At 42.8% G+C, this 18,310-nt stretch carries 21 protein-coding genes; 1 reads left to right on the plus strand and 20 read right to left on the minus strand.

The window, feature by feature from the left end:
• Window positions 1–21 precede the first annotated feature (21 nt).
• The 20 genes from NST22_RS12795 to rpsU form a co-directional block, all read right to left on the minus strand.
• Window positions 22–516 carry a YaiI/YqxD family protein gene (locus NST22_RS12795; RefSeq protein WP_003230065.1) on the minus strand — a complete coding sequence of 165 codons (495 nt, stop codon included), beginning with the start codon at window positions 514–516 and terminating at the stop codon, window positions 22–24.
• 253 nt (window positions 517–769) lie between these two features.
• Complete coding sequence (locus tag NST22_RS12800) at window positions 770–1,582, minus strand: pyruvate, water dikinase regulatory protein (RefSeq protein ID WP_003230064.1); 813 nt, start codon at window positions 1,580–1,582, stop codon at window positions 770–772.
• Between the two features lie 25 nt (window positions 1,583–1,607).
• Entirely contained in the window at window positions 1,608–2,246 is a 639-nt protein-coding gene (gene ccpN / locus NST22_RS12805) for a transcriptional regulator CcpN (RefSeq protein WP_003237058.1), read from the minus strand.
• 132 nt (window positions 2,247–2,378) lie between these two features.
• Entirely contained in the window at window positions 2,379–4,418 is a 2,040-nt protein-coding gene (gene glyS, locus NST22_RS12810; RefSeq protein WP_003230059.1) for a glycine--tRNA ligase subunit beta, read from the minus strand.
• Window positions 4,411–5,298 (minus strand): glycine--tRNA ligase subunit alpha, encoded by an 888-nt coding sequence (gene glyQ, locus NST22_RS12815; protein ID WP_003226213.1) that lies wholly within the window; start codon window positions 5,296–5,298, stop codon window positions 4,411–4,413. Before glyQ ends, glyS begins: the two co-directional genes overlap by 8 nt.
• A 296-nt stretch (window positions 5,299–5,594) precedes the next feature.
• Complete coding sequence (gene recO / locus NST22_RS12820; RefSeq protein ID WP_003230055.1) at window positions 5,595–6,362, minus strand: DNA repair protein RecO; 768 nt, start codon at window positions 6,360–6,362, stop codon at window positions 5,595–5,597.
• 36 nt (window positions 6,363–6,398) lie between these two features.
• Entirely contained in the window at window positions 6,399–6,542 is a 144-nt protein-coding gene (locus NST22_RS12825; RefSeq protein ID WP_003230053.1) for a YqzL family protein, read from the minus strand.
• Window positions 6,543–6,689: 147 nt separating this feature from the next.
• Window positions 6,690–7,595, minus strand: coding sequence for a GTPase Era (gene era, locus NST22_RS12830; RefSeq protein ID WP_003230051.1), 906 nt, complete (start codon window positions 7,593–7,595; stop codon window positions 6,690–6,692).
• On the minus strand, window positions 7,576–7,986 hold the full coding sequence (locus NST22_RS12835; RefSeq protein WP_003230049.1) for a cytidine deaminase: 411 nt from the start codon (window positions 7,984–7,986) through the stop codon (window positions 7,576–7,578). Before NST22_RS12835 ends, era begins: the two co-directional genes overlap by 20 nt.
• 118 nt (window positions 7,987–8,104) lie before the next feature.
• The gene (locus tag NST22_RS12840) at window positions 8,105–8,476 is read right to left on the minus strand and encodes a diacylglycerol kinase family protein (RefSeq protein ID WP_004398824.1); all 372 of its coding nucleotides are present in this window, start codon (window positions 8,474–8,476) and stop codon (window positions 8,105–8,107) included.
• Entirely contained in the window at window positions 8,457–8,930 is a 474-nt protein-coding gene (ybeY, locus tag NST22_RS12845; RefSeq protein WP_003230039.1) for an rRNA maturation RNase YbeY, read from the minus strand. Before ybeY ends, NST22_RS12840 begins: the two co-directional genes overlap by 20 nt.
• On the minus strand, window positions 8,931–11,066 hold the full coding sequence (gene pgpH / locus NST22_RS12850; RefSeq protein ID WP_010886570.1) for a cyclic-di-AMP phosphodiesterase PgpH: 2,136 nt from the start codon (window positions 11,064–11,066) through the stop codon (window positions 8,931–8,933).
• 78 nt (window positions 11,067–11,144) lie between these two features.
• Window positions 11,145–12,104 carry a PhoH family protein gene (locus NST22_RS12855; RefSeq protein WP_003230035.1) on the minus strand — a complete coding sequence of 320 codons (960 nt, stop codon included), beginning with the start codon at window positions 12,102–12,104 and terminating at the stop codon, window positions 11,145–11,147.
• Window positions 12,101–13,297, minus strand: a complete 1,197-nt coding sequence (gene yqfD / locus NST22_RS12860) for a sporulation protein YqfD (protein ID WP_003230033.1) — start codon at window positions 13,295–13,297, stop codon at window positions 12,101–12,103. Before yqfD ends, NST22_RS12855 begins: the two co-directional genes overlap by 4 nt.
• An 18-nt stretch (window positions 13,298–13,315) precedes the next feature.
• Window positions 13,316–13,597 (minus strand): sporulation protein YqfC, encoded by a 282-nt coding sequence (gene yqfC, locus NST22_RS12865; RefSeq protein WP_003226191.1) that lies wholly within the window; start codon window positions 13,595–13,597, stop codon window positions 13,316–13,318.
• Window positions 13,598–13,653: 56 nt separating this feature from the next.
• Complete coding sequence (locus NST22_RS12870) at window positions 13,654–14,073, minus strand: hypothetical protein (protein ID WP_003230029.1); 420 nt, start codon at window positions 14,071–14,073, stop codon at window positions 13,654–13,656.
• A gap of 24 nt (window positions 14,074–14,097) precedes the next feature.
• Window positions 14,098–15,093, minus strand: coding sequence for a flotillin-like protein FloA (floA, locus tag NST22_RS12875; RefSeq protein WP_003230026.1), 996 nt, complete (start codon window positions 15,091–15,093; stop codon window positions 14,098–14,100).
• A 21-nt stretch (window positions 15,094–15,114) separates the two neighbouring features.
• Complete coding sequence (locus tag NST22_RS12880) at window positions 15,115–16,428, minus strand: nodulation protein NfeD (RefSeq protein ID WP_003230024.1); 1,314 nt, start codon at window positions 16,426–16,428, stop codon at window positions 15,115–15,117.
• A 130-nt stretch (window positions 16,429–16,558) separates the two neighbouring features.
• Window positions 16,559–17,005, minus strand: a complete 447-nt coding sequence (locus NST22_RS12885) for a GatB/YqeY domain-containing protein (RefSeq protein ID WP_003230022.1) — start codon at window positions 17,003–17,005, stop codon at window positions 16,559–16,561.
• A gap of 14 nt (window positions 17,006–17,019) precedes the next feature.
• Window positions 17,020–17,193: a 30S ribosomal protein S21 gene (rpsU, locus tag NST22_RS12890; RefSeq protein ID WP_003152957.1), complete on the minus strand. Its 174-nt coding sequence runs from the start codon at window positions 17,191–17,193 to the stop codon at window positions 17,020–17,022.
• Window positions 17,194–17,365: 172 nt separating this feature from the next.
• Between rpsU and NST22_RS12895 the strand changes: the two genes are divergently transcribed.
• Window positions 17,366–18,289 (plus strand): Na/Pi symporter, encoded by a 924-nt coding sequence (locus NST22_RS12895; RefSeq protein ID WP_003230019.1) that lies wholly within the window; start codon window positions 17,366–17,368, stop codon window positions 18,287–18,289.
• Window positions 18,290–18,310 lie beyond the last annotated feature (21 nt).

Here is an 18,310-nt window from a genome sequence, read left to right on the forward strand (position 1 = left end):
CGTCGTACATTATTCGATGCTTTAGTGCAAAATCCCTTCATCGTTCGACAGGATTTTTTGCAGCAGTGTAATAAATCGTTCTCGATCTTCTTTATTCAATTTTTTAGGCCCTTTGGCATATACGCCTTTTCTTCTTTGTTTGCCGGAAAAATGACGGCCCTCTAGGGCAAAATCAATCGTGTCTTCCTTGTAAAGACGACCTCTTTCCGACATAACAGAGACATTTCTGTTCAACAGCAGAGATGCTAATCCGATGTCCTGCGTCACAACAATATCTCCCGGTTTCACGTGATTTGCGATATATAAATCAGCAGCTTCTTTATGAGGATCAACATACTTCCATTTTTCTTCATTGCTTCTGGAAAGCTGATAATGTTCAAATGAAGCGACAAAAAGAACTTGAACTTCATACTCGGATGCTGTTTGTAAAATTTCATCTTTTACCGGACAAGCATCAGCATCGACAAAAATCGTCTTTTCTTGTTCATTAAGAAGAGTAATTCTCCATCCCTCCATTAAACTCCTGCATAAAAGCAAGCAAAATCGCACATCCTTTATTATTGTGGATGTATATGAATTTGTCGAAAAATTTCCGGGAGAAATTCTTGACATCTTACCCATAATAGTTTATTCGTATCACACGATCCTTAAACCTAAAATTAATCATTTTATCACAATTTTTTATTATAATACAAACTTCACAAAGATGCTATTGTTTTTCATTATTCCCTTTTGGCACAGCCAAAAACCCAGGATAGAGCGTCCTGAGTTATATGTTTTTTGTTTTGAGATGATGGATAATATTTGCTGTTTCCTCAACCGCTTTATTTGAAACATCAACAACCTGGCAGCCGATCCGATCCACAATCTTTTCGAAATACTCGAGTTCCTCTTTGATTCTGTTGATATTTGCATAAATCGCTTTATCATTAAGCCCGAGTGATTTTAAACGTTCTTTTCTGATATGATTCAGTTTATCAGGGCTAATCTTTAAACCGATGCATTTTTTCGGATCAACGTTAAAGAGTTCTTCCGGCGGATCAACCTCCGGTACAATCGGAACATTGGCAACCTTCAGGCGTTTGTGTGCGAGATATTGAGACAGCGGTGTTTTAGACGTTCTTGACACGCCGATCAAAACGATATCAGCTTTTAAAATCCCTCTTGGATCACGTCCATCATCGTATTTAACTGCAAACTCGATGGCCTCCACTTTTTTGAAATAATCTTCATCAAGCTGGCGCACCCGCCCCGGTTCGTATTTCGCTGTTAAACCGTAGGCTGTTTCCATTTTATCAATCAACGGGCCGATAATATCATAATATAAAACATTTGCTTTTTCCGCTTCGGCTATCAAATATTCTCTGATTTCCGGCACCACGAGTGTAAAACAGATAATGCCGCCGTCTGCCTTTGCAAGTGAAATCACTTCATTGATAGTGCCTATATCTTCAACATAAGGAATTCTTCTTACATGAGTATCATCCGCCGATCCGTTAAATTGGCTGAGTGCTGCTTTTACTACCAATTCAGCCGTTTCACCGACGGAATCCGATACAACATAGATGATGCGGTTATTCATATTATCCCCCCGTTAGTTTGCAATCTTATAGGATTTCATTTTCAGATAAACTGACAAGTATTTTGGTCATATTTGTTTTTGTCACTCTGCCGATCACTTCAAAGCCTTTATCGGTGTCTTTGATGACAGGCAGTGCATCAATTTGTTTTTCTATTAAGTGCTTTGCAATGTCCATCACATAATCCTCGCGTCTGCACACCGTAATGTTCGGCATCCTTGTCATGATGATGTGAACAGGGACCGATGTAAGCTCCTGCTGGCCAATGCTCGCTCTGAGCAAGTCTTTTCGTGAAAGCACCCCGACTAAAACAGCATCGCGGTCCACCACAAACAGAGTACCTACATCTTCTAAAAACATGGTGCAAATCGCATCGTACACAGAAACGTTTTCGTGAATCACTACGGGGATAGATTGAAAGTCTTTCACCTGAAGCTTTTTGAGTTTATCCGCCAAAAGCTGTGTGCCGGTTTTTCCCGTATAGAAATAACCGACTCTCGGGCGCGCCTCGAGGAATCCTGACATGGTGAGTATGGCTAAATCCGGGCGCAATGTCGCCCTGGTTAGGTTCAGCTTTTCTGCAATATGCTCCCCTGTAATCGGCCCGTTTTCTTTTACAATCTGCAAAATATGTTCTTGCCGTTTATTTAGTTCGATCGTACTCACCACCTTTTCACTTCATAGCTATGTAAAGAAATAACAATCCATATTATAACGTAAATATCTTGTAATCAAACAAAAAACTTATAAATGGGGAAAAGACGATTACCGATCACACAGCAACCGCCTTTTCTCTCTTTATTTTACAATAAGGGCATTCATATTCGCAAAGGACTTGATCTCATCCGCCAAGCTTACCATTTGCGCTAAACGATTTGCCTTTAATGACTCATTATCCGCTATAACCATTGTATGATCGAAGTAAGCATCGATCGGTTCTTTTAAGGCTGCAAGTGAAGCAAGCGCCGCCTCATAATCTTTTTTGCTGAAGTTTTCCTGCAGATTTTGCTTCGCTGTTTGGTAGGCATCAAACAGTTTTGCTTCGTATTCATTTTCAAACAGATCAGGCTGAATGTCTCCGCGGACTCCTTTTTTGCTGATAGAGATCACTCGGCCTAACGCTTCGGCTGTTTCCTTAAAGCCAGGTGCACCAAGCTTTTGCTCCAGTACTTGTGCTTTATGCAGCGCAGAGTACGGCTCAAGCTCAGAGCTTTCCAGCACGGCGTCAATGACATCATGTCTGATTTGTTCAGCATTCAAGACATATTTCAAGCGCTGAGTGAAGAAATCCAGCAGTTCATTTTCTTTATCGGTTTGAACGAAAGTAAGCAGCTCTTCAAATGAAATTCCCCAGTTGCGGTCAAGAAGAATCGCAACAATACCGCTTGCTTGGCGGCGCAGTCCGTAAGGGTCCTGGGAACCGGTCGGAATTACGCCGATAGAGAAGAATGAAGCGATTGTGTCAAGCTTATCCGCCATTGCTACAACAGCTCCGGTGAAAGTAGAAGGCGTTTCTCCGCCCGCTGATCTAGGCATATAATGTTCATTAACTGCCGCAGCCACAGCTTCATCTTCGCCAAGCATTCTCGCATACTTTTCGCCCATAATTCCTTGAAGTTCAGGGAATTCATATATCATATGCGTCACAAGGTCGAATTTAGAAATTTCAGCAGCCCGCTTCACATGTTTTAATGTATCTTCATCAGCCTGAAGACGAACGGCAAGTTTCTCTGCGATTGATGTGACTCTCCTAACCTTATCAGCAAGAGAACCAAGCTCTTCATGGAAAACGATATTTTCAAGCTTCTTCACATTTGCATCAATGTTTAGTTTCTGATCTTCTTTGTAGAAGAATGAAGCATCAGATAAACGTGCGCGCAGCACTTTTTCATTGCCTCGGGCCACATTTTCAATCGCGTGGCTGTTGCCGTTTCGGACTGTGATAAAGTGAGGCAGCAGGTCACCGTTTTTGTCTTTGACAGGGAAGTAGCGCTGATGCTCTTTCATTGTCGTGACAAGCACTTCTTCAGGAATTGACAGAAACTCGGATTCAAATGAACCGTAAAGAGCTGTCGGGTATTCTACTAAATGATTCACTTCATCAAGAAGGTCTTCGTCAACTGGAATGCTCCAATTGTTTTCAGCAGCCATTGTTTCCAGCTGAGATTGAATCATTTGCTTTCGGACGCTAGGATCAGCAATAACATGCTGTCCTTTGAGCTGCTCTTCATAAGCTGAAGGTGATTCAATTGACACTTCATGTCCGAGGAAACGGTGTCCCTGTGTTGTCCGTCCAGACTCAACGTTTGTGATCGAAAATGGAATGACATCCTGTCCAAATAATGCGACAATCCATTTGATCGGTCGGATATAACGCAAATCTTCATTTCCCCAGCGCATGTTTTTCGGGAAATGCAAGCTTGTAATTAAACCGCTCAATTCTGGCAGAAGCGACTTCGTTTCTTGGCCGGCTTGGAATTTTTGCACGAATACATACTCTATGCCTTTTACTTCTTTGATGTACAGGTCTTCCACATTTGCGCCTTGGCCTTTTGAAAAGCCGATTGCCGCTTTTGTCCAGTTCCCGTCCGCATCAAGGGCAATTTTTTTCGCAGGCCCTTTTGCTTCTTCTTTTATATCATCCTGCTTTTCTGCGACATCCTTAACGAACACAGCAAGACGTCTCGGTGTATTGAAGAGTTTCACTTCACCGTGAGTAATATTTTTTTCTTTAAGCCAGCCTGTCAGCTTGTCGCCAAGCTGAACCATGCTTTCATTCAAAAAGCGCGCCGGCATTTCCTCTAATCCGATCTCTAAAAGTAAATCCTGTTTACTCATGAGAAGAACCCTCCCCTTTAAGCATTGGGAACCCTAGTTTTTCTCGTTCCTCATAGTAGGTTTTTGCTACTTTTCTAGCTAAATTCCGCACTCTTGCGATATAGCCCGTCCGCTCGGTAACAGAGATCGCACCTTTGGCATCAAGCAGGTTGAAAGTGTGCGAGCATTTCAGCACATAGTCATATGCTGGATGAACAAGTCCGTTGTCCATTTGCTTGATCGCTTCTTTTTCATATGTGCTGAACAATTGGAACAGCATATCGACGTCTGATGTTTCAAACGTATAAACAGAATGCTCATATTCAGCCATCATGAATAAATCTTTTACTGTAAACCCTGACGTCCATTCCAAGTCAAACACGTTTTCTTTATCCTGGATATAAGACGCGAGACGCTCAATTCCATACGTAATCTCTACAGAAACGGGTTTACACTCTAATCCCCCGACCTGCTGGAAATACGTAAATTGTGTTATTTCCATTCCGTCAAGCCAAACTTCCCAGCCTAGACCCGCGCAGCCTAAAGACGGATTCTCCCAGTTGTCTTCAACAAAGCGAATATCGTGCTCAAGCGGATCAATTCCAAGAGCACGCAAGGAATCCAAATACAGCTCTTGAATGTTATCAGGTGACGGTTTAATAATGACCTGGAACTGATGATGCTGATACAGTCTGTTCGGGTTCTCCCCGTAGCGGCCGTCTGCCGGACGTCTGGAAGGCTCTACATAAGCCACTTTCCACGGCTCAGGACCGATACTGCGCAAAAATGTATACGGGCTCATCGTGCCGGCTCCTTTTTCTACATCGTAAGCCTGCATAAGCACACAGCCCTGACTGGACCAATGCTTTTGCAAGGTTAGAATCATGTCTTGAATATTCATTTCAAGCACCTCCACTTTTCTTTCATAAGTTGACTGCGGCAGCAACCAAAAAACTCCCGTCTCTATGCTTGCCAGCCGCAAACATAGGGACGAGAGTTCTCCCGCGGTTCCACCCTAGTTGCTGAGAACAAAATCCCAGCCTCTTTTTTAAAATTGCTCAAGAATGCCTTTCGTTGCGTGCTCATCCTTAGCTTACACCGCCCTAAGGTCGCTTTCATGAGGTAAACGCAAGTACTTCTTTCTCTCACTGCAACATATTTTATAATAAATGATCATATAAAAAGATGGACCAAATGTCAACTTTTGTTTTCACCCATAAGATGTTTCATGCTTTCCATTTGATCTAAAAAGCGCTTTGATTTTAAATACAATCCCGAATATTCTTCGTAATATAAATCAATCACTTGCTTTAATTCAGCTTTTGTTTCCTCTTTTAAGGACACATTGCCGAGTCTCGACAGATCAAAATAGTAAAAGAGCCTTAACAGCCTTGCCGTTTGCGGTTTAATCGGTATCCTGTAAGGATCTTTTTCAAAACAGCGGTGGCATATAAAACCATTATCACGAACAGAGAAATGAAAGGTTCCGTCTTGGCTTTTACAATGTACACAATGATTCAGCTCAGGATACAGGCCCATGACACCGAGCATCTTCATTTGAACAATGAAGGTGATAACATCCGGATCTGTTCCTTCATTCAACTGTTTTAATGATTCTAATATGAATTCAAATAAATAAGGATTTGGCTTTTTTTCTTCTGTGCCTCTGTCGACTAACTCAGCAACATAGGCAGCATATGCTGTTAAAAACAAGTCTTCCCTGATGCCTCTCATGCTGAGGATCATTTCCCCCTGCTGAAGCGTTCCGAGGCCCGATGTTTTTTGCATTAAGAAAGAACCATACAAAAAGGGCTGGCTGACTGCTGATAAACGGCTGTTCGGTTTTTTGGCGCCTCGTGCCATAACACCTATTTTTCCGTGTTCTCTTGTCAGTAATGTTACGATTTTATTCGTCTCTCCGTAATCATTTGTGCGAAGAACGATCCCTTCACATTTTGTCAGCATTTCCGCACCTTCCTCAAGCAGGAGCGGCCAAGAGGTTTATAAAATTGGATAATCAAATCGGGCTAGCTCATCTTCTAGTTCTTCGGGTCTTTCCATGTTCTCTTTTTCCAGTTCTTTAAAAAGAAGATACGTATCAACATTTCCTGTTTGAGAAAATACGTTCCAGGTAAAATTCAACACAAGAAACCCACCTTTCTGTAGTTAAACTAGCTTACCTAAACTCCAAATTCTTACCTTTATCTTGACCAGATGTCCTCCATTTCATGTTAAACAAAATTTGCTAATGTATCCCTGTTCCTGTGAGATAATGACACACACGGGAAGAGATTAATATTCGTCCTCTTTAAAGCCAAAATCGCGAAGCTGGGACATTTTATTACGCCAGTCTTTCTGCACTTTCACCCACAATTCAAGGTAGACACGGGAGCCCAACAGTGCTTCAATATCCGCTCTCGCTCTTTTTCCAACCTCTTTTAGAAGGCTTCCTTTTTTACCGATCACGATGCCTTTCTGGGAATCCCGCTCGACCACAATCGTTGCCGCTACGTGCACAGAACCGTTGTCCTGCCCTTTGATGGATTCGATGGCCACCGCAATGCTGTGCGGGATTTCTTCTCTCGTCAAATGCAGCACCTTTTCCCTGATTAATTCAGAAATGATAAATCGTTCAGGGTGGTCAGTTACCTGGTCACTCGGATAGAATTGCGGCCCTTCCGGCAAATACGCTTCGATCTGCGCGAGCAAGGTTTCGATGTTATTTCCTTCTAAAGCAGAAATCGGAACAATTTCCTTAAAAGGATAACGTTTGCGGTATTCGTCAATTAGCAGAAGCAATTGGTCGGGATGAATTTTATCAATTTTGTTTACGATTAAGAATACAGGCGTAGACATCGTCTGCAATTTCTCAATGATGAATTCGTCGCCCTTCCCGTAGCCTTCCTCAGCATTGATCATAAACAAGATCAAATCGACTTCTTTTAATGTATTTTGCGCCACTTTCATCATAAAGTCCCCAAGTTTATGCTTAGGTTTATGAATCCCTGGTGTGTCAATAAAAATGGTTTGTGATGTGCCTGTCGTCAGTACTCCTTGCACCTTGTTTCTCGTCGTTTGGGGCTTATCGCTCATGATCGCGATTTTTTGTCCAATGACTCTGTTCAAAAATGTAGATTTTCCTACGTTTGGTCTTCCAATAATGGATACAAATCCTGATTTAAAGCTTTCGTTCGTCATGTAAATCCTCCGATGAAAATGCGCCTGGCAATAATTCTTCCACAGTCATTTCTTTTATTTGTCCTTGTAAATTAGTCAGTACGACAATAACGTCTTTTGTGCAAAGCTCAGAAATCACCTGTCGGCAGGCTCCGCACGGAGATACTGGTCCAGGGGTGTCAGCCGCAACGGCCAGCATCTGAAACTCTGTATCCCCTTCAGAAACAGCTTTAAATAAAGCGGTACGCTCGGCGCAATTGCACATGCTGTATGCCGCGTTCTCAATATTGCAGCCTCTGTACACTTTTCCATCCTTGGTAAGAAGAGCGGCTCCTACTTGGAATTTGGAATACGGCGCATATGCCATATCACGCGCTTTTAAAGCTTCTGTTATTAATTCTTGTCTGTTCATGTGTACATTCCTCTCTTACCTATAATGGTACCGCTATCACTTTATATTTTACATAATCGCGCGCTTTTTTTCACGCCCATTTCTAAAAATGTAAAATAAATGTAAGAATTTTCAGCCATTACAGCTTTGGCAAAAAAATAAGTAAACCAATGATACACGAAATCACGGCAAAAACGCAAACAGCCCCGGCGGCAGCGTCCTTGGCCGCTTTAGCAAGAGGGTGATGTTTGTCAGTTATTAAATCAACCGTATGTTCAATGGCTGTATTTAAAAGTTCAAGCGAAAACATACCACCTATCAAAAGGAATATAATCATCCACTCAATAATGCTGAGCTCTACAAGGAAGCCGCAAATGAGAACAGCGCAGGCGGCTGCGGCATGAAATTGGAAATTCCGCTCCGTCCGCGCTGTTTCCCATATGCCCCGGCCTGCATGCACGAAGCTTTTGAAGAATCGATTCAGCTCATTTCTATGATCTTTTGAGTCCATAAGCGTCCAGCAATTCCTTTTGCTTAGTAAACATCTCCTCTTCTTCCTCTTTCGTCATATGGTCATATCCTAAAAGGTGCAGAAATCCGTGTACAGCTAGAAATCCGAGCTCTCTTTTAAAAGAATGATTATACTCCTCTGCCTGCTCTCTTGTGCGATCGGCACTGATGATAATATCACCTAAAACCGGAGGCATTTCGGCGCCCACGATTTCGATCTCGCCTTCTCCCTCTTCTTCAAGAGCAAATGAGATGACATCTGTCGGAGCATCCTTTCCCCGGTATTCTTTGTTAATCTGATGTATGTCATCATTGGAAACAATCGTGACAGAAACTTCAGCCTGATCCTGAACGCCTTCACGCTCAGCGGCAAATTGAAGCAGATTTTCTACTTCTTTGAGCATCTCTTCTGAGACGCTTCCCGTTTCATCAACGATATCAATCAGTAAACTCATCTATTTCACCTTCTTAGTAGCCTCCGGATATTCAATCCGGGAGTGGAAAATTCCTTTTAATGTTGCACAGAGCGTTTTTGCGATTGTATCCAGCTCTTTAAATGTCAAATCGCATTCACTGAACTGTCCGTCCTGAAGCTTATCGGATATAATACCCCGGACAAGCTTTTCAATTCGTTCAGGATTTGGATTGTGCATGGATCTGACGGCCGCTTCAACACTGTCGGCCACTGATATAATTGCGGCTTCCTTTGACTGCGGCTTCGGTCCCGGATAACGGAACTCTTCCTCTGTAATCTGGTCGCCTTTTTCCTTCGCTTTATAGTAAAAAAACTTTAAAAGCGAGGTTCCATGATGCTGCTCAGCAATATCGACAAGCTCTTTCGGAAATTTATAGCTTCTCAGCATATTCGCACCGTCTGTCGTATGCGAGATAATAATATTTTTGCTCAACTGAGGTGACAGCTTGTCATGCGGATTGTCAATATTCATTTGGTTTTCAATAAAATATTGCGGGCGCTTTGTTTTTCCGAGATCGTGATAATATGCGCCGACTCTTGCAAGCAAACCATTAGCCCCAACCGCTTCACAGGCTGCCTCTGATAAATTGGCAACCATTACACTGTGATGATATGTACCTGGTGTTTCCGTCAGTATTTTGCGCAATAGCGGATGGTTAGGATTAGACAGCTCGAGCAGCCTCATGGTGGATAAAATGCCAAAGCCCGTCTCAAAAAACGGCATCAGACCGATGATCAATACAGATGAAGCAAACCCCGACACAACCCCCATGAGCATTAACGTGCCGATTTCAAGACCCGACAGCGCAGTGTTCTGGATCAATAATAAGGATAGAACGACAACCATATTAATAAACGCCACGAAAAGTCCGGTCTGCAAAATCTTTGATCTTGCATTGTGTTTTCCTAAAAATAATACACCTGAAATGCCGCTGATCAAATAATAAATCCCTATGACATAATTGAATGTTCCTGTCACACCCTGATTAAACATCATACTTCCGCAAATCGCAAGAATGATACTTCCCAAAATGGCAATGCGTTCATTCATCAGCAGTTTGATTAAGATGGCGCCGGCCGCAATGGGGACCAGATAGCCGATATTATTATACTCCATCTTCTGAAACAAACTGACAACCTCCATGATCACAAGCAAAAGTGTTGTGATTATGGAGAATAACAGAATGGATTGGTTTTTAAACTTCAGATTTTGTTTCTGTTTTTCAAAATAATATACAAGTGTTGCAATGAAAAGTCCGATCATAATCAATAGCCCGCTGATCGGTTTAAAGAGATTTGAGTTATTTAATAACCCGGTCAGCTCAAGTTTCCTGTACACTTCCCGATCAATGAGGTCATTTTCTTCCACGAGCACTTGCCCCTGTTTGATTTGAACCTGCTGGACATTATCTGAGGCTTCCTGCCGTTTTGCCTCTGTTGCTTTCGGATCGAAGACGTAATTCGGAATAATAGCAAAACGCCCGATTTCTGTCGCGGCTCCCAAGTATTTAGACGGAATAGAATTGCTCTTTAGCTCTTTTTCTACCTTATCCTTTGCATCAGATAGTTTATCCGAAGGGATTTCACTGCTCATGACCGTATTTACCGCGGTAATGACCGTATCTCTGACAAAAGAAAAGTCTTCACTGTCTGCTTTCAGCAATGTCTTGATGGAATCCTCCGATATAGAATCATTCACATCTGATGTCAATTTGTCCTTTACAGATTTGACCATTGATTTTTCCGATGGTGATTTACTGCCTTCTTCCGATGATTTTTTCACTTCACTAATACTGTCGAATATTGATGACACAAGGTCAATCCGATTGTCTGTATATTCTTTTTTTAATGTATATTGATCTTCAACCGCGTCCTCAGCGGCTTGCTTTTTTTCCTCTGTGGCTTTTTGATCTTCTACGGTTGCCGGAGCGTAAATGGTCTTGTCGCTGACTGAAAACAGGTCTAAATCAAGTGTTTCCGGCTTAACATGTACAAAGAGCAAAGCAAACATAATGGCAGCCAGCAGAAGATACAGCAGTACATGCATGGAGCGGGCATTTTTAAAACTGCTCCATTTTTTTGAGCTGCTTTTGGTCTTAGCCTTCTTTTTCAACACAAGAACCTCCTCTTGAAACATCAAGCCCATAAGCAATCATAAAAATGACCCGATAACGCGCGATCGGGTCATTCAGCATTAATTTTGCTTATCGTATGCTTCAATAATTTTCGCAACAAGCGGATGTCTGACCACGTCTGTCTGGTCTAGCTCAATCATAGAAATGCCGTCTATTCCTTTCAGCATCTCCTTCGCTACTGCAAGTCCCGATTTGACGCCTTTCGGCAGATCAATTTGGCTAACGTCACCTGTAATGATCATTTTAGAGCCAAAACCCAGTCTCGTCAAAAACATTTTCATTTGAGCAGGCGTGGTATTCTGTGCTTCATCAAGTATAACATAAGCATCATCGAGCGTCCGTCCCCTCATATATGCGAGCGGAGCAATTTCAATGATGCCTCTTTCCATCAGACGTTCTGTATGATCTGCCCCAAGCACATCATGGAGAGCGTCATACAGCGGGCGCAAATAAGGATCTACTTTTTCTTTTAGGTCACCTGGGAGAAAACCAAGGCTTTCACCGGCTTCCACGGCAGGTCTTGTTAAAATGATTTTTTTGATATGTCCGTTTTTTAAAGCATGGACTGCTTTTACGACAGCCAGGTACGTTTTCCCGGTTCCCGCCGGACCAATGCCGAATACAAGGTCATTCCGCTTCATAGCGGCCACGTATTCCCGCTGTCCCATTGTTTTTACACGGATTGATTTGCCTTTTGCGTTTTTTGTAATTTCTTCTTCATACATGCTTTCAAAGTATTCAAGTTCATTCTTCTTTGCCATTTTGATGGCGTAAATCACATCACGTTCAGAGATCTCTATCCCCTTGCGAATTAAAGCGAGGAGCGATCCCAGCAGCCTGTCTGCAATCTGAAACGATTCATCATCGCCTGAAACATAAATCGTCTCGCCGCGCGTAATGATATTTAAATTCAGATCTTTCTCCATCAATTTCAAAAAAGAATCTTGGTTCCCGAAGAGTGAAAGCGCCTCGTCCGGGTTTTTCAGTTTTTGATTCATCGCAAGTAAATGTTCTGTCATTCTTCAGTCTCCCTGACAATAGGTGTGGTTTGAACGATATCTTCTATAACTTGGTAGAGAATAATCAACTTTACTTTACCATTCTCAACAGTCTGGTGCAAAACTTTTTCACTTTTCACCTCGCCGTTTTCGCCTATTTTATCCTCTACATCCTGTTTACCCAATTTAATGCCTTCTTGAACTGCTTCTTCTTTTGTATATTTTCGCAAAGCCTCTTCACTTTCTCTCGTTTGCTCTTTGACATAGGATACAGGGAGCTTAAATCCGAGAAAATGAAGCGAATGCTTTTCTTGTTCTGTTTTTGGATGCTTCAATTCCTCTTTTTTAAACGTCATCCCCCAGATCGGGATTGCCAAAGAACCAAAAGAAAGCTTGTGCTTTGTCCTTACTTTGCCCGTATAGACGTTAAATAATGTTTCAAGCGGGACTGTCACTTCTGATCTATACCAGGTTTCTCCATAAATTTCTGCTTTTGAGGCGACTTCCTGCTGATGGTCTTCGCTGCCGATCAGTCCCGAAACAAGCAGCTGTCCCTTTTCAACATGATCGTGTATGGCGGCCATGGGCTGTCCTTTTTGCACAAACATTCTCGTAATGGTTGCTTTCTTTTTGGCGACAATATTGCGCGGGCTAACATATTTTTCTTTTTCGGGCTCATTTTTCTCCACAACTTTCATATGAATGGTCGTCCCCTTCAGATCAACTCCGACCCAAGTGATATTGTCTATTCCATTGGTTAATGATTTCTGTATTTTTTCGGGCGACATCATTAAAAACTGCAGACGGCCCTTTTTGACGCCGATTTCATTAAGATGCTGCCTCATTTGATGTTCTGTTTCAGGCTTAGCGCCTGTCACATCAATTTTCCACACCATATTGGACAGCAAAAACAAAAGAATGAAAAAAATCGCAAAACCGATCGTAAACCCTATATTCAGCTTTGATTTCAGCAACAGGAAGGGAAATCCCTTCCGATTGATAAATCGGGCTTTACATTTAAATTTACTTCTTACCCGCCGAAAGGCATGTACATCCTGAAGCTGTATATATAACGATACGGCTTCTTTCTTTTTTTTGACATGAAAGACCGGAATCCCCTGTCTTGTGCATTCATTAAGGAGCCGCTCAATCCCTCTTCCCGTCAATTCAAGCTGGACCTTACCCGAAAAAAAAGACAGCCATTTATTTTTCACAACATTTCCCCCTCGGCTTTATGACTCAACATATCGAACGACATCAATCGTACCCTCCAAAAGTATCTCTTCCGGAAGAATCGCCTTGATGACAAAATTTTTACCAGATATGATGCACTGGCCCTGCTTCAGCATCAGCCGCACTTCATTCTCACTGAAAAGCAAAAGGCCTCTGTGGTTTTCTATGTAGATATGAAGTCTGCCAACCATTGTAATCCTCGGCAGATCCATCATAACGTCCGGGGGAATTTCCAATGCTCTTGTCAGCCAAGCTTTCATACGATTCTTTCTTTGCCCCATACAAAAAGAACCCCCTTTCATCTCATATGTATGATTTGAAAGGAGGTTCTAACACTTTAATTTTTACGGGCCGGGCGCATCGTACGGTGAGGTTTTTTCGCCCGTGGAGGTCCGAACACCTCTCCTAGAACGATCCCCTGTACGACGGTGTCTTTATTCACCTGAAGCATTTTTTGTTTTGTGTATACTGTTTTTTGTTTGGCAGCAGCAAGATCTCGTTCCAGCCCTTTCAGGTTTCTTGCTGTTTCCCTGCGTCTTTCTTCCGCTTCCCGTCTTGCCTGTTCCATACGGTTAGGGATAGGTGCAGGGGCATCTTCTTTTGACTGCTTCTTTTGAGGAGAAGCAGATTGCACGTGTTGAGGTTTTTTTCTTTTTTGGCTGTTTTGCTTTTCTTCTTTGCTCTTTTTGCCGAAAATCGCAGAAATGATTCCGATGATCGCTGCAATAATAAGCGGATTGGTCAGTAAATCTTCCATCAGCGTTCTCCCTTCTTAGAGAGATTATGATTTGCGGTCTTCATCCGAAGGGTCTTTCGTCAGCTTGCCGAATGAATCACGCATTTCTGTGTCAGCATCGATGTTCTTGATATTCATGTAATCCATGACGCCAATATTCCCTTCACGCAAAGCTTCTGCCATCGCAAGCGGCACTTCCGCCTCGGCTTCTACTACTTTCGCGCGCATTTCTTCTACGCGGGCACGCATTTCCTGTTCTTGAGCGACAGCCATCGCACGTCGTTCTTCCGCTTTTGCCTGCGCGATGTTTTTATCAGCCTCGGCCTGATCGGTTTGTAAAATTGCCCCGATGTTTTTGCCGATATCTACATCTGCAATATCAATTGAGAGAATTTCAAACGCAGTTCCTGAGTCCAATCCTTTTCCAAGGACTGTCTGAGAAATCATGTCAGGGTTTTCAAGCACTTTTTTATGATTATCAGATGAACCGATTGTAGAAACGATTCCCTCACCTACACGAGCTACAATGGTTTCTTCCCCTGCTCCCCCGACGAGGCGCTCGATATTCGCTCTTACTGTGATTCTCGCTTTCGCTTTCACTTCAATCCCGTCCATTGCGACGCCGGCAATGAACGGTGTTTCAATCACCTTAGGATTAACGCTCATTTGAACAGCTTCCAACACGTCCCGGCCTGCAAGATCAATGGCAGCACAGCGCTCGAATGTGAGTTCAATGTTAGCTCGCTGAGCGGCGATAAGCGCGTTGACGACTCTGTCAACATTACCTCCAGCCAGATAGTGGCTTTCAAGCTGGTTTGTTCCAACATTAAGTCCCGCTTTATGCGCTTTAATCAACGGGTTAACAACCCGATTCGGAATGACGCGGCGAAGCCTCATCCCAACTAGAGTGAAAATGCTGATTTTCACTCCGGCTGCCAAAGCTGAAATCCAAAGCATTACAGGCACAAATGTAAAAAATACTGCCAAAACAATGATCGCTACTGCGACAATTGCCAGAATCATAAGTGTTGACGGATCCATATAACTTCTCCTCGTTTCTATTTAAATTTCTCTCACGACAATGCGTGAGCCTTCTACTTTTATCACTTTTACTTTTTTATCTTTTTCTGTAAACGATCCCTCCGATACAACGTCAAGGCGTTCATCATCAATAATCACGGTACCGGAAGGACGCAGCGGTGTAAAGGTTATACCCACTTTTCCCATTAAGTCCGTGCGCGTTTGATTTGAAACGTAGCCGCTCTCCGTGTTTGTAGAATCATTTAATATCAATTTCTTAAAGAATTTCATACGCTTTCCCAACACCCTTGTCAGTAAAATAAAAGCTGTAATCGAAACAGCTGAGGCGATCAAGAGAGAAACCGCCATGACAGTGAAGCTCCCCGCGGCTAAAAACAGGCTCGCAATAATCGCTCCCAAGCCCAGTAATCCAATGATTCCTCCGGGAAGAAAAATCTCAAGCAGAATGAGAATCACCCCTGCTATAAAGAGGAGAACCGTCTCATACCCGGCAAGGCCGGCTGCAAGATGCCCGTAAAAGAACAGCAATAACGCAATGAGTCCAGCCGTTCCAGGGAGGCCGACACCCGGGGAAAAAAGCTCTACCGTCAGACCTAAAAAAGCGATTGTCAGCAGAATAGGGACAATGACCGGATTCGTCAGCCATCTTGCCGTCTTTTCCGCAAAGCTCTCCTTTGCATAGCTGATCTGCGCCTTTTCGAACCCAAGCTTCTTTACGAGCGTGGACAAATTGTCAGCAGTGCCTTCTGAATAGCCTACCTCAATCGCCTTGTCTGCGTTAAGTGTCAGCAGATCTCCCTTAGGCGCGCCAACTTCCTTGGCATCTATATCTGGGTCAGCCATTGCGAGCGCATATTTTGGATCGCGGTTATTTTTCACTGCGGCATCTTCCATCTCTGCCAGCCAAAGTGATTGAGCTTTTTGGTCAGCGGCATTGCCTTGGCCATCAACAATCGCGGCGGCTCCCATTTTTCCGCCAGGCGCCATATAAATGTGATCTGCTTGAAGTGCAATATATGCACCAGCAGACAACGCGCGTTTGTTGACATATGCAGTTACGGGGATCTCGCTTTCGGTTATCAAATCGGCCATATCAATAGCAGATTTGACCAATCCCCCCGGGGTATTGATATCAAGAATAATATGGTCTGCATGTGCATCCTTTGCGTCTTGTAACGAACGGGACAAAAACGAGGCGAGACCCTGTTCGACATTTTTTTCAACCGGGATCACATAAACAGTTTGTTTTTCTGCTTTTGCGTTCAGCTGTACGCCTAATAAAGAAAGTAAAAATATACCCAAAAGAGCAGCACGGAATCCTTTGATTTGAAGCAAGGGCGGTGTATCCCTCCTTCCTTTTATAATAAGTGCCTTCTCTTCATACGTAACAAATGTATCAAAGGTTTCATTTTTTTATGTATAAAAAAAGACATCTCTCTTAGAAAGATGTCCTTTTCTTTGCCATTTAAGACAGTTGACTGCTCACAAGCTTATTAATTAAACTTCCGTCAGCTTTACCTTTTACTTTAGGCATAATTGCCCCCATCACTTTGCCCATGTCCGCTTTTGAGCTCGCACCGACCTCCGCGATGGTTTCATTTACGATTGTACGCAGCTCTTCTTCTGACAGCTGCTCAGGTAAATAAACTTCTAAAATGTCCAGCTCTTTTTGAACTTTATCTACTAAATCTAAACGATTAGCGTTTGAAAATTCCTGGAGGGAGTCTTTACGTTGCTTAAGTTCACGAGAAAGGACAGTGAGTTCCTCATCCTCGGTCAAACTGTCTTTCTTAAGCTTAATTGCTTCATTTTGAAGTGAAGCCTTAACCATTCGAACGACAGTCAGTTTGTCTTTCTCACGGTTTTTCATATACAGCTTCATATCCTGGTTGAGACGCTCAAGAAGACTCATAAATCCACCCTCTTTTAGAATTTGCGTTTTCTAGCAGCTTCAGACTTTTTCTTGCGCTTTACGCTAGGTTTTTCATAAAATTCACGCTTTCTTGCTTCTTGCAAAGTACCTGTCTTTGATACACTGCGTTTGAAGCGACGAAGAGCATCTTCAAGCGATTCGTTTTTTCTAACGACCGTTTTTGACATTCTCTTTCCCTCCCTCCGAATACACCAATCGACTACCTTTAAGTTACACATATAAACATGTACTTTGACATTATAATATAAGCCATCAGTCAGGTCAACTAAGTGAGTTCACTTTTCCGTCATGAGTGCGACTGCCTGTCTATATAATGAAAGAAAGGGGTTGGTGAATAGGATGTTAATTCTGATTAGCTTTACTGCTCTTATATTATTCTTTCTCGCAGGCATGAACATGCTTCGAAAGGGCTTAATTTCAATGGCGTACTCAAAAATTGAAGAACGTTTGCTTTTATTTACAGACCATCCGTTAAAAGCGTTTCTTATCAGTATTGTATTTACGGGGATACTTCAGAGCAGCTCAGCCTTTATGGTCATTGTCATCGGCTTTGTAAGTGCGGGCGTTCTTTCTTTTAAGCGGACGATCCCGATGATTCTGGGGACAAATGTTGGCTCTACTTTTACAACTGAATTTATTGCTATCAAAATGGATATTGTGATTTGGGTTCTTTTAATAGGAGGTTTATTGTTTTTTCTGACTGGCAGGTATCCTTTGAAACAGCTGGGAACAAGCTTCCTTGGACTGGGCATCATCTTCTTTTGCATCAGCGGATTCAGCCATCTTGCCGGGCCGCTGACAAAGCTGAAAACGGGCGCCGACGTTCTATACCATGTTAACGATTCAAACTGGTCCGCTTTGCTCATCGGCATGGTGTTAACTGCCATCATTCACTCCAGTTCTGTCTGTATCGGCATTTTGATGAGTTTTATGAATGAAGGGATTATCGGACTGACACAGGCGATGAGCGTCGTACTCGGATCAAATATCGGGACATGCATTACAGCTGTCATGGCTGCTGTATCCGGCGGATATGCGGCGAAACAGACAGCATATGCCCATGTGGTATTTAACGTGCTAGGGGTGGCTCTAGTATTGCCTTTTCTGACCGCAGCGACCGGCTTTGTAGAGCAGTTATCACCTGATCCCGCACAAAAGATCGCGCATTTCAGCCTTTTATTTAATGTGGTGACAGCTCTTTTATTTCTTCCGCTTACAAACTTGTTTTACCGATTGATTCACCTTCTTATCCCGGCTAAATAAAAAAATCGGTACATTTTAATG

It is taken from the genome of Bacillus sp. PS237 (assembly GCF_037963345.1).
Classification (GTDB): Bacteria; Bacillota; Bacilli; order Bacillales; family Bacillaceae; genus Bacillus; species Bacillus subtilis.